Raw genomic sequence first — 15932 nt, 5'->3', positions numbered from 1 at the left:
AAGCGCCTTGAATGCGTACCGGAACTGCTCACCAGGTCAGGTAAAACATACCCTTGGCCAACAGCACGATCGCCACCAGATGGATGAACACGCTGGTATGGATAATCTGCACATAACGGGCGTTCATGCGCGCGCTTCTGAAGAGCCACATGGCCCAGAGGAAATGCCCCAGCACACTGCACGCCAACACAATCTTGAGCCCCAGCAGCAAACCAAACGAGGACGCCAATGGGGCTGAAAGCACCGACCAGTAACGCAGCCAGACCATGGCGACGCCCGCACCGAACAGCGTCAGCAATACCCAGGGCATCAACTGCCGGGCTCGCCGACTGATGCCCTGTTCCAACAGCACCATGACTTTGGCGGGCAACTGTTTGCGGATGCTCTCCAAAAACAACACCTCGAAAAACACCGTGCCAATGAAAATCAGCGCGGCAAACAGGTGCAATGTCAGAAACAGCGGATAGCTCATAGGCTCCTCGGTCGCCCTTGATCATCGGGCGATGGTTTATTCGAGGTTATCCTGCGGGCGGACCTGGGGGGGTTGATGCCAATCAAGGAAAGCCAAATCCCGATACCCGCCGTGCCACACCTGTGGGAGCGAGCCTGCTCGCGATAGCGTCGGTTCAGCTTGCATCCCTATCGACTGACACACCGCGATCGCGAGCAGGCTCGCTCCCACAAGGGTTTTGCGCCAAAAAGCGTCAACAGAACGTTACCTGTTGCTGAAGTCGTTCCGACCGTTGATCAGCCCGTTGGTTTTTTTGACGCTCAGCCGATATGCGGTCACAACTTTCGCGCTCCTGTGGGTCATAACTCGGTGGCCGCCGATGGAATATTGGCTTCTACCGTGGTTCCAGCCCGATACGGAGATAAGCTCATGATTTTCAACGTACAAGATTTTGGCGCCAAAGGAGATGGCATCACCGACGACACGGCGGCGATACAAAGTGCCATTGATGCGGCAGCTGCCGCAGGCGGCGGGCAGGTGTACATGCCGACCGGGACCTACATCGTTTCGGCCGGCGAGGAACCCTCAGACGGCTGCCTGATGCTCAAAAGCAACGTCTATTTGTACGGCGACGGCATGGGCGAAACCACCGTCAAGGTGGCCGACGGCTCCGACACCAAGATCACCGGCATCATCCGTTCGGCCTACGGTGAGGAAACCCACGACTTCGGCGTCAGCCATCTCACCATCGACGGCAACCGCGACAACACCACCGGCAAGATCGACGGCTGGTTCAACGGCTACATTCCCGGCGAAGAAGGCTACGATTCCAACGTCACCCTCGACAGCGTCGAGATCAAGGATTGCTCCGGGTACGGTTTCGACCCCCACGAGCAGACCGTCAACATGGTCATCAAGAACAGCGTGTCCCATGGCAACGGTCTGGACGGCTTCGTCGCTGACTTTCTCAGCGACAGCACCTTTGAAAACAATGTCGCCTACGACAATGACCGCCACGGTTTCAACGTCGTCACCAGCACCCACGACTTCACCCTCACCAATAATGTTGCCTACAACAACGGCGGCAACGGCATCGTGGTACAGCGAGGCAGCGAGGACATTCCCTCCCCCAGCAACATCACCATCACCGGCGGCGAGGTGTATGGCAACGGCGGCGAAGGCGTACTGATCAAGCTGTCCAGCGACGTCACCGTCAGCGGCGTCGACATCCACGACAACGCCAGCGCGGGGATTCGCATCTACGGCAGCAACCACGTTGAAGTCATCGACAACACCCTCAACAACAATTCCCTGGGCAACCCCGTACCGGAAATCATCATCCAGTCCTACGACGACACCCTGGGCGTGTCCGGCCGCTACTTCAACGGCAGCGACAACCTCATCCAGGGCAACATCATCAGCGGCAGCGACCTGTCGACCTACGGCGTTGCCGAGCGCAACGAAGACGGCACCGACCGCAATGCGATCATCGCCAACACCATCAGTCACACCAGTAAGGGCGCGACGCTGGTCTATGGCGACGGCAGCTATGTCAGCGCCACGGTACCGGTGACCACCGTGCAAGGTACCGCCGGCAACGACACCTTGCTGGGCAGCGGCGCCAACGAGCTTTTCTACGGCGGTGCCGGCAACGACACCATCAATGGCGGCGCGGGAGACGACATCCTGGTGGGTGGCGCCGGCCTCGACAGACTGACTGGCGGCACCGGCGCTGATACGTTCCGCTTCGCCAGCCAGTCCGACAGTTACCGCAACGCCACCACCAGTTTCGATGACACCATCACCGATTTCGACGTCACCCAGGACAAAATCGACCTCGCGGGTCTGGGCTTCACCGGCCTGGGCAATGGCCGTGGCGGCACGTTGCAGATCAGCTACAGCGCCAGCAGCAACCGCACCTACATCAAGGATTACGATGCCGACGCCAGCGGCAACCGTTTCGAGCTGATTCTGTCGGGTAACCTGACCAGCACCCTGACGGCCAGCAACTTCATCTTCAACCGGGTGATCACCGGCACCAGTGGCAGTGACTCGCTGATCGGCAGCGAGTCGGCCGACACCCTGCTGGGCCTGGCGGGCAACGACAGCCTCAGTGGTGGCGCGGGCGACGACAAGCTCGACGGCGGTGCCGGCAAGGACACCCTCACCGGTGGCACTGGGGCCGATACCTTTGTGTTCTCCAATCGCCTGGACAGTTACCGCAACTACGACACCGGCGGCGTCAACCTGGGCGATCTGATCACCGACTTCGATGCAAGCGCCGACAAGATCGACCTGTCGGCCATGGGCTTCACCGGCCTTGGCGACGGCAAGAACGACACCGTGTACGTAGTGCTCAACAGCGCCGGGACCAAGACCTACATCAAGTCGCTGTCCGCCGACGCCAATGGCAACCGCTTCGAAGTGGCGCTGGAAGGCAACTACCTCGACACATTGACCAGCGCCAATTTTGTCTTCGCCACGGCCTCGCCCACCAATCAGGCACCGGTGCTGGCCACGCCGTTGCTGGATCAGAATGCGACCGAAAACACTCCGTTCAGCTACGTGGTGCCGGCCACCAGTTTTACCGACCCGGACAACGACAGCCTCAGCTATACCGCCACCCTCGCCAATGGCAGCGCCCTGCCCGGCTGGCTGGTCTTCGATGCCGCCAGCCGCACATTCAGCGGCACGCCAAGCGATACGGCATCGGGCACGTATTCCATACAGGTCACGGCGACCGACGGCAGCAACGCCACTGTCAGCGACAGCTTCACCCTCGCGGTGCAGGACGTTCCGGCCGCGCCCATCGTGATCAATGGCACGCCGAACAACGACACGTTGACCGGCACCGCAGCCAACGAACAACTGTTTGGGGGCGCCGGTAACGACACGCTCAACGCAGGCGCCGGTAACGACATTCTGGTGGGCGGCACTGGCGTGGACAAACTCACCGGCGGTGCGGGTGCCGACGTGTTCAGCTACACCTCCAAGCTCGACAGCTACCGCACCAGTTCCACCAGCGCCAGTGACCAGATTCTCGATTTCGATGTGGCCGCCGACAAAATCGATGTATCGGCCCTCGGCTACACTGGGCTGGGCAATGGCCAGGGCGGCACGCTGCTGGTGACCTACAGCAGCTCGACCAACCGCACGTACCTCAAGGACCTGACTGTCGATGCCAACGGCAACCGCTTCGAAGTGTCGCTGGCAGGTAACCTGGTCAGCAGCCTGACTGCCAGTCATTTCGTCTTCGCCGACCAGAACACCCCCAGCAATGTGGCGCCCGTGGTGGTTATCCCCCTGCTCGACCAGAACGCCACCGAAAGCACACCGTTCACCTACACCGTGACCGCCGACAGCTTCAGCGACGCCAATCAGGATGTACTGACCTACACCGCCACCCTGGCCGACGGCAGCGCCCTGCCTGCCTGGCTGAGCTTCAATGCCAGCAATCTGACGTTCACCGGCACGCCGACCAGTACCGCGGCAGGCAACTACAACGTACTGGTCAAGGCCACCGATCCGTCAGGTGCCTCGGTGAGCGACAGTTTTGCGTTGGCAGTGGCCGATGCGCCGGCCAATACCATCACCGGAACCAACAACGCCGAGTCCCTCACCGGCACCGCGGGCGCGGACCTGATCCTCGGCCTGGGTGGCAACGACACGATCAGGGCCGGCACTGGCGCGGACATTGTCGACGGCGGCGCCGGACGCGACTCGTTGTACGGCGGCGACGGCGCCGATACCTTCCGCTACACCGACGTGCTCGACAGCTATCGCGACTACGACACCGGCGGCGTCACAGCCACGGACACGATCTACGACTTCACCGTGGGCGTCGACCAGATCGATGTCTCCGGCCTGGGCTTTCTCGGCCTCGGTAATGGCAGCAACGGCACGCTGTACATGACCCTGAACTCGGCCGGCGACAAGACCTATGTCAAATCCAGCGAAGCCGACGCCGACGGCAATCGCTTCGAAATCGCCCTCAGCGGCAACTACCTCGACACCCTGACCGCCGATGACTTCGTGTTCGGCGAGCGCGCCCAACAGGACATCCTTTACCTGCCGACCCTCGGCCAATCCAACGCGCGCCTGCTGCGCATGAGCGAGGACGACGATCAGTCCGGTACCTCGATGCTGGTCAATGACCTGAGCAAGTACACCCCTTATGACGTACGCAGTCAGTTTGACGATGCCGACGGCAATGGCATCGACATCGCGGTGGGTGGCAGTACGGTCAATGGCCTGTCGACCCTGGGTGCCGAGGAGCTCAAGTTGTGCTGGTGGCTGACCGACACCAACCAACCGGGGCCTGCGCTGTTACGCGCCGTGGCGTTGTTGCAGGATCAGCTTGCCGAGCTTCGGGCCATCGACAATGTCACCCTGGGCATCGTCTGGGGCCAGGGCGAGGAAGCGGCCCAGGAAATCGCCCGTGCCTCCGACAAGGAAGCTGCGGCGGCGGCCTACAAGACCGCGACACTGGCGGTGTTTGATTACCTGCACGCCCAGTTCGGCAGTTTCAATGTGTACCTGATGGAGACCGGGCATTACCAGCAGGACGCGGCGCGTGCCCGTGGCTATTCGGAAGAAAAGATCGCTGACATTGTCGAAGGTGTCGGTTATGTCCGCGCCACCCAGGAGGCCATCGCCGCCGAGCGCGCGGACGTGAAGCTGGCGGTGGACTACACCGACTTGCCCCTGCGCTACGAAGTCGATCCGCTGGTGTATCCCGACGACGTCTGGCACTTGCACGAGGAGTCGGCGGAAATCGTTGGCCAGCGCCTGGCCGATTACATCGCCGATGACTTGGGTTTCCAGGGCAATCCTGATGACAACAACAGCGTGCAGGACATATTCGACGATGCCCAGAACGAAGGCGGAATGATTTCCGGTACTGACCAGGCAGACACGCTGGTCGGCAGCTCGGGCAACGACACGCTGGATGGAGACCTGGGCGCCGACAGCCTGACCGGCGGCGACGGCAACGACGTCTATGTGGTCGACAACGCGTTCGACAGCGTGGTCGAAAGCAACACCTCCACCGCGCAGATCGACACGGTGCAGTCCTCGGTCAGCTGGACGTTGGGCGACAACTTGGAGAATCTGCTGCTCACGGGTGTATCGGACATTGATGGCACCGGCAATGAGCGACGCAATTTCATCACCGGCAATGCCGCCAACAACGTGCTCGATGGCGCCGCCGGGGCCGATAGCATGAGCGGGGGCGATGGCAACGACGCTTATTATGTCGACAACAGCGACGATGCGGTGATCGAAACCAACAGCAACCCAGTGTCCGGCGGGATCGACAGCGTACACAGCAGCCTGACGGCCTATACCCTCGGCAACAACGTCGAAAACCTGTACATCGATACCCCCGACGCCGCCAACGGCACGGGTAATGCGCTGGACAACACGCTGTTCGCCGGGGCCGGCAACAACGTGTTGGACGGCCGCGATGGCAATGACACGGTGTCGTTTGAACGGGCCATGGCCGGTGTCACGGCCACCCTTTCCACCTCCGCGCAACAGAACACCGTGGGTTCGGGCCTCGACACCTTCAAGTCTGTCGAGAACCTGACCGGCAGTGCCCACGCTGACAACCTGACGGGTAACAGCGGTGCCAACGTGCTCAACGGTGGGGCGGGCGACGATACGCTGGTGGGTGGCTCGGGCGACGACCGGTTGATCGGTGGCGCAGGCACTGACAGCCTGACCGGCGGCACGGGCGCTGACACATACGCCTTCAACGCGCTGACGGATATGGGCGTCGGGGCGTTACGCGATGTCATCAGCGGCTTCAAGAGCACGGAGTTCGACCAACTGGACTTCAGCGGGCTGGACGCCAATCCGCTGACCGCCGATATCGACACGTTCACATTCATTGGCAGCAACGCCTTTGGAGCCGATGCCACCGGGCAACTGCGTTTTGCCGATGGCATCCTCTATGGCAGTGTCAATGCCGACGCCAGCGCCGAGTTCGAATTCGAACTGGTGGGCGTCAAGGAGCTGCATGCCAGCGACTTCACGGCCTGACCTGGGGGGCGGCAAGCAGGTTTATCAATGATCAGGGACCGGGACTCTGGCGGAAACTCACCGCCAGCCGGTTCCAGCTGTTGATGGTGCTGATTGCCAGCGTGAGGTCGACCAGTTCCTCCTCGCTGAACACGGCGCGGGCCTGGGCGAAGACCTCATCCGGCACCTGGCTTTCGGCCAACAGCGTTACCGCCTCGGTCCAGGCCAGGGCGGCGCGTTCGCGGGGGGTGAAAAAGCCACTGTCGCGCCACACTGCCACGGCGAACAGACGCCGCTCGCTCTCACCCAGGCGCCGCGCATCTACCGAGTGCATGTCAGTGCAGAACGCACAGCCGTTAAGCTGCGAGGCACGGATCTTGATCAGATGCAGAAGTCCCGGTTCTATACTCAGGCGACTGCTTAGCGCTTCCAGGCCAATCATGGCTTTCATCGCCCTTGGGGACGCACTGTAGTAATCCAGACGCTGGCTCATGGCGGAACTCCGTGATGATCTAGACCCGTACGGTAGGACGTGAGCACGCTGCGCGACAGATCCAATGTGTCGAAAAATCCAGGACCATTTCATACCGGACCAATCAGCGCGATTTTCTCCACGCAACTTCTATGCAATCGCACAATGCGGTTAATCTTTCGCCTTTGAGGGCTAGCGCCACACAATCGCCCAGGAGCGCGCGGGTATGGAACTTCATGTTGTCATCAACGGCCGCAAGGACCTGGCAGGCCAGTTGTATCAACAATTGCGCAGCGCCATCGAAACCGGTCGCCTGGCCGCCGGCACGCAACTGCCGCCCAGCCGCTTGCTCGCTGAACAGTTGGGCGTCTCGCGCAAGACCGTGTCCGACACCTACGCCCAATTGACTTACGAAAATTTCCTCACCGGCATCATTGGCAAAGGCACCTATGTCAATGCGCGCCCGGCCAGAATCGTGCGCAAACAAAGCCACCGGGAACTGGCCGGCGCCGACGTCGTCGAGACCTGGCGCAACATGCCGGACCTGCTGCGTCACCCGACAATCGAAGGGGCACTTCGTTACGACTTCATCGGCGGCGCCACCGGCAAGGGCCAGTTTCCCCTGGACGACTGGCGGCGTTGCACCGCCCACGCCTTGCGCCAGATCGCCAATGCCAAAGGCTTCTACAGCCAGCCCGAGGGTTTGCCGGCGCTGCGCAATGCCATCGCCCGGCATATTGCGTTCTCTCGCGGGGTCAACTGTCAGGACGATGAGGTGGTGGTGTGTAACGGCGCACAACAGGCTCTGGACCTGATCTCGCGAGTCTTGACCCGGTCGGGCAGCCTGGTGGCCATGGAGGACCCGGGCTATCCGCCGGCACGCCTGCTGTTTGGCTCCCACGGCGCCACGGTGGCCGGGATACCGGTGGATGAACAGGGCATGCGGGTGGACCTCATTCCCGACGGCACGAGCCTGATTTATGTGACGCCGTCCCACCAGTTTCCCTTGGGCATGCCCATGAGCCAGGCCCGCCGCGAGGCCTTGCTGGCGCGGGCCTACGAGTTGGGGGCAATCATCATCGAGGATGATTACGACAGCGAATTCCGCTACGAAGGCCGGCCCGCCGACTCACTGCAAAGCATGGACGAACGCGGGATCGTGGCCTACGTCGGGACCTTCTCCAAGACGTTGCTACCGGAGCTGCGCCTCGGTTACGCGATCCTGCCACCCGCGATTCTCGAAGCGGTGATCCTGGCCAAGCGCCTCACCGATCAACACACCTCCACCCTACCCCAGTGGGCATTGGCCAAATTCATCGCCGAGGGCTGCCTGCTCAAGCACATCCGCCGCTGTCACACGCTGTATGCCGGCCGCCGCGAGCGAATCCTGGCACGTATGACCGGGGACCTGTCACCCTGGTTCGAGGCGGTTCCGACGACCGCTGGTTTCCACCTGGCAGTATTGTGCAAGGTGCCCATCGATCTGGCGCTGGTGATCGAACTGGCAAAAAAAGCCGAAGTCGGCCTGTACCGCCTCGATGGCTTTTTCAACGATGTCCCGGTGCGACCGGGTCTGTTCTTCGGTTTTGGCGCCATCGAAATCCTCGACATCGACACCGCCCTGGACCGCTTGCGGGACATTTTGCAGCAGGTCGCCTGAGCCATTGGACTGGGCATTTATCCGCCCATTGGCTGTTTTAGCCTCGTAATTACAGGCCTATCCTGCAGGGGTCTTGTTGAGTGTTGAGTAAATCCCGTCCGACTTGATTCAGGAGCCAGAGCAATGACTCGCCAAGTGATCAATACCGTACAGGTCCGAGCCGCCGCTGGTCGCTCGGAAGAACTGGGCCGCCAGTTGCAGAAAATCGTCGAAACCTTGCGCGCGCAACCCGGGTGCGATGCCTACATGGTTGACCGTTGCCCGGAGGACGGCGACCGCTGGAACGTCAGCGCCCGCTGGCAATCGGAAGCGGCGATGCAAGCCCACTTCAACTGCCCTGAAGTGCAAGGTTTCATCGGCCTGATCGACAACCGCCTGGCTCGAAGCGTGGACTTCAACCGCTGACCTTTGCCATGAGGTGGATCGTGGCATTGGTCTACCCGCCTTCCGAAAGATTGGACGTTTGTTTGCCCTACCGTGGGGCTTAGGGTGAATCCATCGCCGCTACAGCGCGAAATCACTCAAACCCACGAAGGTCATTCCCATGAAAACGCTTTGCCTGATCGCCACCCTCAGTCTGCTGCCTCTGGCCCCGGTCTATGCCCACGAAACCGCGCCTTCGGAAAAGATCAACGTGCTGCAGGAGAAGATGCTGAAGAACCTGCCCGGTAACAAAGCCATGATGCTGACGGTCGACTACGCCCCCGGCCAGTCGTCCGTCGCCCACAAACATGAAGGAACGGCCATGGCCTATGTGCTGGAAGGTGCCATCACCTCCCAGGTCCAAGGCGAGCCGGCGACCACCTACAAGGCCGGGGAATTCTGGTACGAAGCTGCGGGGTCCGAGCATCTGGTTTCGAAAAACGCCAGCTCGACCGAACCGGCCAAATTGCTGGTGTTCATGGTGATGGGCAAGGATGAAGCGGTGTTGATACCGCTGAAGAACTAACCGGCCATACCACTACGCCTCTGTGGGAGCAAAGCTTGCTCGCGATAGCGGTCCGTCAGTTACATCAATACTGTTGATCCAACGCTATCGCGAGCAAGCTTTGCTCCCACAGGAGTATTTTTACCCAGGGAGCCACCGCACTAATAAAAAAGCCCCGCATCTCTCGATGCGGGGCTCTTTCATTCAACGCAGGATCAGTTGGCCGTTACGACCGCCTGACCACTCAACGCCAGGTCCAGCAGTTCGCGGTTGGCGACCGCGTACATGGCGTAGTCCGTGCCACTGGCGGCACGGATGTCCACCAACATGGCGCGCCAGCGCTCGACCATGTCGTTATGCTGTTCCAGCCACAGCGCCAGACGTGTTTCCACCTCCTGAGTGCCGTCGCCCTGTTGCAGGACCGAAATGGTGATAGCCCGCTGCTGCCAGTCGACGTCATCACGGAACGCTTCACGGGCCAGGGCCTGCCAGTTGTTTTCTACCGGCAGCGCGCTGATCTGTTGCAAGTACCAGGTGATGTCCAGGGCGCTGCCCACGGCGAAGTAGGCCTTGGCCACATCGGCGGCGTTCTGGCCGGTGACGTCGGACGCTTCGATGATCGGCAGCAAGGTGTACAGGTGCGTGGTGCCTGCAACCATGCGCGCCAGCAGCTCCGGCACGCCGGCCGCCACATAGGCCTGGTAACGGGTCTGCCAGCCTTCACGGGTCGGGCCTTCCAGCAGCTCGTCGAGCTTGAGGCCCAGCGCCGCCAGGTGCGGACCGAAGTGAGCAACATCCCGGGCAGCGTTCTGCTCGTTACGACGACTGCGCAGGAACCAGCGCGTCGCACGACGACCCAGGCGCATCAGCTCGTCCATCAGCTCCAGCTGTACGTCGGCCGACACCTGGTGGTCCAGGGCTTCTATTTGGCGGAACCAGTGCGGAAGGTGAAAGATATCTCGAACTATTACATACGCACCCGCCACGTTCGCCGGGCTCATGCCGGTGGACTCCTTGAGCCGTTGAACGAAGGTGATGCCCATGTGGTTGACCAGATCGTTGGCGATCTGGGTGCTGACGATCTCGCGCTTGAGGCGATGGCGACGCATGGCTTCGGAGAACTTGCTCACCAGCGTCGGCGGGAACGCGGTCTCCATGTCACGGGTCAGGTAATCGTCATCCGGCACCTGGGAGTTGAGCAGCGCTTCCTTGAGGTCGATCTTGCTGTAGGAGATCAGCACCGACAGTTCGGCACGGGTCAGGCCTTGGCCCGCCGCGACACGCTCGGCCAGTTGTTCTTCGGCCGGCAGGAACTCGATGGCGCGATCCAGCTTGCCGCGTGCCTCCAGATCGTTCATCAGGCGCTTGTATTCGGCAATGCGCACGAATGCACGGCGTGCCGCCAGGGACAGGGCCTGGGTCTGCTTGTAGTTGTTGCCCAACACCAGGCCGCCGACTTCGTCGGTCATGCTGCCAAGCAACTGGTTGCGTTGCTTCTCGGTCATGTCGCCGGCCTGCACCACTTCGTTGAGCAGGATCTTGATGTTCACTTCGTGGTCGGAGCAGTCCACGCCGCCGGCGTTATCGATGAAATCGGTGTTGGTGGCGCCGCCATGCAGGCCGAACTCGACACGACCCAATTGGGTCATGCCCAGGTTGCCGCCCTCGCCCACGACCTTGCAGCGCAGTTCGTCACCGTTCACGCGCAGCGCATCGTTGGCCTTGTCGCCCACATCGGCGTGGCTTTCGGTGCTGGCCTTGACGTAAGTGCCGATACCGCCGTTCCACAACAGATCCACTGGCGCCTTGAGCAAGGCGTTGAGCAGCTCGGTCGGAGTCAGTTTGTCGGCCTTGATGTCGAAGCGTTCTTTCATCTGTGGCGAGATGGCGATGCTCTTGGCGCTGCGCGAGAAGATACCGCCGCCTTCGGACATGATGCTGGTGTCGTAGTCGGTCCAGGCCGAACGCGGCAGGTCGAACAGACGCTGGCGCTCGGCGAAGCTGCTGGCCGGTTCCGGGTTCGGGTCGATGAAGATGTGCAGGTGGTTGAACGCTGCGACCAGTTGCAACTTGTCAGACATCAACAGGCCGTTACCGAACACGTCGCCGGCCATGTCGCCGACACCTACCACGGTGATGCTGTCTTCCTGAACATTGATACCGCGTTCGCGGAAGTGACGCTGAACACCGACCCACGCGCCCTTGGCGGTGATGCCCATTTTCTTGTGGTCGTAGCCGGCCGATCCGCCGGAGGCGAACGCATCGCCGAGCCAGAAGCCGTAGTCGATGGCAATGCCGTTGGCGATGTCGGAGAAGGTCGCGGTGCCCTTGTCCGCCGCCACCACCAGGTACGGGTCATCGTCGTCATGACGCACGACGTTGGCCGGCGGTACCAGTGCGCCTTCCTTGAGGTTGTCGGTGATGTCCAGCAGACCCGAGATGAAGATGCGGTAGCAGGCGATGCCCTCGGCCGCAATTTCGTCCCGGCCGCCGCCCAGCGGCAGGCGCCGTGGCAGGAAACCGCCCTTGGCACCGACCGGCACGATTACCGAGTTTTTCACTTGCTGGGCCTTGACCAGGCCGAGCACCTCGGTGCGGTAATCTTCTTCACGATCGGACCAGCGCAGACCACCACGGGCTACGTTGCCGAAGCGCAGATGCACGCCTTCGACCCGTGGCGAGTACACGAAAATCTCGAATTTTGGTACTGGCTTGGGCAATTCCGGGATCAAGTGCGGATTGAACTTGAAGCTGAAGTAGGACTTGTTCTGACCGTTGGCGTCGGTCTGGTAGAAGTTGGTCCGCAGGGTGGCCTTGATCAGGTCCAGGTAGCGACGCAGGATGCGGTCTTCGTTGAGCACCTGGACGTTGTCCAGCGCCGTGAGGATCGCCTGTTCCAGGCGTACTTGCTTGTCTTCCAGGTCGTCGCTGCTGAGCTTGCGGGCCAGGTAGAAGCGGGTCTTGAACAACCGGGTCAGCTCGCGAGCGATGTCGGTGTGGTTGTTCAGGGTGCTGGCGATGTAACCCAGGTCAAAGCCCAGGCGGATCTGCTTCAGGTAACGGGCGTAGGCGCGCAGCAGCGCTACATCACGCCATGGCAGGCCGGCGGTCAGCACCAGGCGGTTGAATGCATCGTTCTCGGCGTCGCCGCGCACGATGTGGACGAAGGCGTCCTGCAAGGTGTCGTTGAGCTGCTGGATGTCCAGGTCCAGGCCTTCAGCGGCGGTGAACGCGAAGTCATGAATCCAGAACTCGCGGCCATTGGTGTGGCGCAGGCGATACGGGAACTCGCCCAGCACGCGCAGGCCGAGGTTCTCCAGGATCGGTAGCACATCGGACAATGCCAGCGGCGTATCGGCGTGGTACAGCTTGCAGTGCAGCTCGCGCTGACCGGAAACCTGGCCCAGCGGCTGGTAGAAACTCATGACCAGCGGATTTTTTTCATGCAGGCTCAACAGGTGCTGCATGTCGACCACGGCCGAGTGCGCGGCAAAACGCTCGCGGTAGCCGGCCGGGAAGCCTTTCGGGAAATCGGCCAGTACGTTGGTGCCCTGGGCTTCGCCGAAGCTTTCGATCACCAGGCTCGCGTAGTCATCCTTCCAGCTGCGGCAGGCCTGCACCACTTCTTTTTCCAGCAATACCGGGTCGATGTCGAGACGGTTCTTCGGGTCCACGCGCAGGATCAGCTGTACACGGGCCAGCACGGATTCGGAGAAGAAGGTCCAGAACTCGCAGTCCGAGGCTTTCAGACGTTCCATCAGCACTTGCTGGATCTTCTGACGCACTTCGGTGGAATAGATGTCGCGTGGCACATAGGCCAGGCAGTAGCAGAAACGGCCGTACGGGTCTTTGCGCAGGAATACGCGGATCTTGTTGCGTTCCTGGATCTGCACGATGGACATCACAGTGCTGAACAGCTCGTCCACCGGAGTCTGGAACAGGTCGTCACGGGGCAGCACTTCGACCACCTGGGCCAGCTCTTTGCCCAGGTGCGCCTTGGCCTGGAAGCCCGAGCGGCGTTCGATTTCCTCGACCTTGCGGCGAATGTAAGGAATGACACGCACGCTCTCGCCATACACCGACGAGGTGTACAGGCCCATGAAGCGGCATTCCTTGATGACCTTGCCATCGGCATCGATCTCACGGATCGACACGTAGTCCGGGTAGGCAGGACGGTGTACGCGGCTCGGATGCGCGGCCTTGGCAAACGACAGCGGGGTCGGTTCGCGCAGGTAATTGACGGCGTAGTCTTCAATGCGCAGGTCATCGACCGTAAGGCCGGCGCGCAGCAGTTTGGTCAGGCCGAGGAACGAATCGGGGTTGTATTGGATATGGCCGCCGTCGGCGTCATCACGAACCACGAACTCTTCGTAGCCCAGGAAGGTGAAGTGGTTACCCACCAGCCATTCCAGAAAGCTCTTGATCTCGCCTTTTTCGTCGGCATCGATAGCGTAGGCACTGTTGTCCAGGCTGGCCAGAATGTCCTGGACCTTGGCTTTCATCGGCTCGAAATCAGCCACCGCCACGCGCACCTCGCCCAGCACCTGCTCAAGTTCCTTGCTCAGGACGTTGAGTTCGGTGGCGTTGGCACAGCGGTCGATCTCCAGGTACATCAACGACTCTTGCAGGATGTCGTCGCCCTGGGTGCCTTTTGGCAGGATCTCCAGCAACTCGCCCTTGCTGCCGCGACGCACGCTCAACACGGTGGTTTGCAGGGTATGGATGCTGTAGCCGCGACGGTTCAGTTCGGTGCGGACCGAATCCACCAGGAACGGCAGGTCGTGGTGCAGCACTTCCACTGCGGTATGCGTCGACTGCCAGCCGTGGCGTTCGTAATCCGGGTTGTAGACGCGGACCTGCGGCTGCGCGTGTTCGAAGCGCTCAAGCAGGCGCCAGGCAGACAGGGTGCAGCCGGCGAGGTCAGACAACCGGCGCTGGGTAAGTTCATCGAGGGAAATGATGCCGAAGAATTGTTCAGCGAACAGCGCCACTTGTGGCAGTGCCTGTTCACTGATGTGCTGCGCCAGTGCCGCTTGCAGTTGGTGCTGGAAGTCGGCTTTGCTGGCTGCGGTGAAGAACGCCATCTGTGGTACTCCGCTTGGGCTTGTTATTGATGGAAGCGTCGCGTGCAGCCCCTTTCGGAGCTGTCGGCCATCCTGCTCCTGATTCTCGGGCAGAGGAAACAGGATGACAGGTGGGTGAAGCTGGACAAGACCGGCAGGTCACATCCTTTTCCATGTAATTTCCATGTAATGGACACCTGCAAAAAGCCCTCGTGGTGCCCTTTGCAGGTGTACATCCGCCGTGCAGCTTAACGAGTGCGACAATGTGCCTGCTTGCAGCGCTGCGACATATTCGGTCATCGGCAAGCTAAACCGGCCCGAGTTCATCGAACAACCCTAGCAGCCCAGGGGCGAAACGGCACCTGACGGTGTGAAATCGCAGCCCGATTGCGGTAATCCAGCGCAAAGTCCTCCAGGCTGGCAAAATCCACTTTTTTCGGCTCATCGAGCCAGGAGCCATCACCATGCAAATGACCACCGCCCTTCTGATCGCCAACCCGTGTGACGACGAGGAAGACAACATGGCCATGTTGTGCTGCCACAGTGCCCAGGGCGAAATGTTCCTGATGACCCGCTACCCCGACGAAAACGAACTGGAAATCGCCCTGGAGGGTGAGCCTTCGACCCTGGAGGGCGTCAAGGTCACCCTCAGCCCGACCCTGCTGAAAATCGAAATTGCTGCGGCGGATGCCGATGTGCTCAATGGCGACGACGTGCTGGAAATCACCCATGACACCGATGCGGCGGACCTGGCGGAAGTGGAACTGACCTTGCAGAACATCCTCAAGGGGACGGGGACCTATATAAGCCAGCTCTGATTCCTTGTGGCGAGGGGATTTATCCCCGCTGGGCTGCGCAGCAGCCCCAAAGCAGCGAATTCAATCTTCCTGGCACACCGAGTTGCCTGGTTCGGGGGCCGCTTCGCAGCCCAACGGGGATAAATCCCCTCACCACAGGTCAGTGCACCAACTGTTATTCGTCTTTCTGCACCAGATTGCCGTCAACGTCATAGGCCAGGTACGCGTCACTATCATTCAGGTCCCTCACGTAATAACGGGCCTCATTGCCGTTATCCGGCACATCCAGGCTGGTGTAGGCACCCAGGTCCTTGATCAGTTTGTTGTTCTGACTGATCAGGACCAGCCCGGAACCACCACCGGCCCGAATGGCCGCTGCATACCGAGTCTGGAACGCATTGAGCTGGTTGTACTCCAGCGGGACGCGGGCTCACGCTAGGGAATGGACGGTGATGCTAATGACGCTATCGCGAGCAGGCTCGCTCCCACAATGGATCTGTGGCGCTCTTAGTTTTGTGTCCACCGCCAATCCCTGTGGGA

Annotated in this window: 8 protein-coding genes; 5 read left to right on the top strand and 3 right to left on the bottom strand. The window is 61.0% G+C overall.

What is annotated here, in order from left to right; all coding sequences use genetic code 11:
* Positions 1 to 28 precede the first annotated feature (28 nt).
* Positions 29 to 472, bottom strand: a complete 444-nt coding sequence (locus PSH57_RS13460; protein WP_305390051.1) for a CopD family copper resistance protein — start codon at positions 470 to 472, stop codon at positions 29 to 31.
* A gap of 408 nt (positions 473 to 880) precedes the next feature.
* Here PSH57_RS13460 and PSH57_RS13455 point away from each other — a divergent pair, with 408 nt between their 5' ends.
* Positions 881 to 6493 (top strand): putative Ig domain-containing protein, encoded by a 5613-nt coding sequence (locus PSH57_RS13455; RefSeq protein WP_305416650.1) that lies wholly within the window; start codon positions 881 to 883, stop codon positions 6491 to 6493.
* Between the two features lie 31 nt (positions 6494 to 6524).
* Here PSH57_RS13455 and PSH57_RS13450 read toward each other — a convergent pair whose 3' ends face one another.
* The gene (locus tag PSH57_RS13450) at positions 6525 to 6965 is read right to left on the bottom strand and encodes a carboxymuconolactone decarboxylase family protein (protein ID WP_305390049.1); all 441 of its coding nucleotides are present in this window, start codon (positions 6963 to 6965) and stop codon (positions 6525 to 6527) included.
* A 205-nt stretch (positions 6966 to 7170) separates the two neighbouring features.
* On the opposite strand from PSH57_RS13450, the gene pdxR reads away from it, so the two are divergent.
* The 3 genes from pdxR (at position 7171) to PSH57_RS13435 (ending at position 9553) form a co-directional block, all read left to right on the top strand.
* The gene (pdxR, locus tag PSH57_RS13445; protein WP_305390048.1) at positions 7171 to 8604 is read left to right on the top strand and encodes a MocR-like pyridoxine biosynthesis transcription factor PdxR; all 1434 of its coding nucleotides are present in this window, start codon (positions 7171 to 7173) and stop codon (positions 8602 to 8604) included.
* A gap of 123 nt (positions 8605 to 8727) precedes the next feature.
* Positions 8728 to 9009 carry an antibiotic biosynthesis monooxygenase family protein gene (locus PSH57_RS13440; protein ID WP_305390047.1) on the top strand — a complete coding sequence of 94 codons (282 nt, stop codon included), beginning with the start codon at positions 8728 to 8730 and terminating at the stop codon, positions 9007 to 9009.
* A gap of 139 nt (positions 9010 to 9148) precedes the next feature.
* The gene (locus PSH57_RS13435; protein ID WP_305390046.1) at positions 9149 to 9553 is read left to right on the top strand and encodes a cupin domain-containing protein; all 405 of its coding nucleotides are present in this window, start codon (positions 9149 to 9151) and stop codon (positions 9551 to 9553) included.
* Positions 9554 to 9747: 194 nt separating this feature from the next.
* Here PSH57_RS13435 and PSH57_RS13430 read toward each other — a convergent pair whose 3' ends face one another.
* Positions 9748 to 14616: an NAD-glutamate dehydrogenase gene (locus tag PSH57_RS13430; protein WP_305390045.1), complete on the bottom strand. Its 4869-nt coding sequence runs from the start codon at positions 14614 to 14616 to the stop codon at positions 9748 to 9750.
* Positions 14617 to 15059: 443 nt separating this feature from the next.
* Here PSH57_RS13430 and PSH57_RS13425 point away from each other — a divergent pair, with 443 nt between their 5' ends.
* On the top strand, positions 15060 to 15413 hold the full coding sequence (locus PSH57_RS13425; protein WP_305390044.1) for a hypothetical protein: 354 nt from the start codon (positions 15060 to 15062) through the stop codon (positions 15411 to 15413).
* The last annotated feature ends 519 nt before the right edge of the window (positions 15414 to 15932 follow it).

The organism is Pseudomonas hefeiensis, assembly GCF_030687835.1.
GTDB classification, from domain to species: Bacteria; Pseudomonadota; Gammaproteobacteria; order Pseudomonadales; family Pseudomonadaceae; genus Aquipseudomonas; species Aquipseudomonas hefeiensis.
This window is presented reverse-complemented; position numbering and strand designations above follow the sequence as displayed.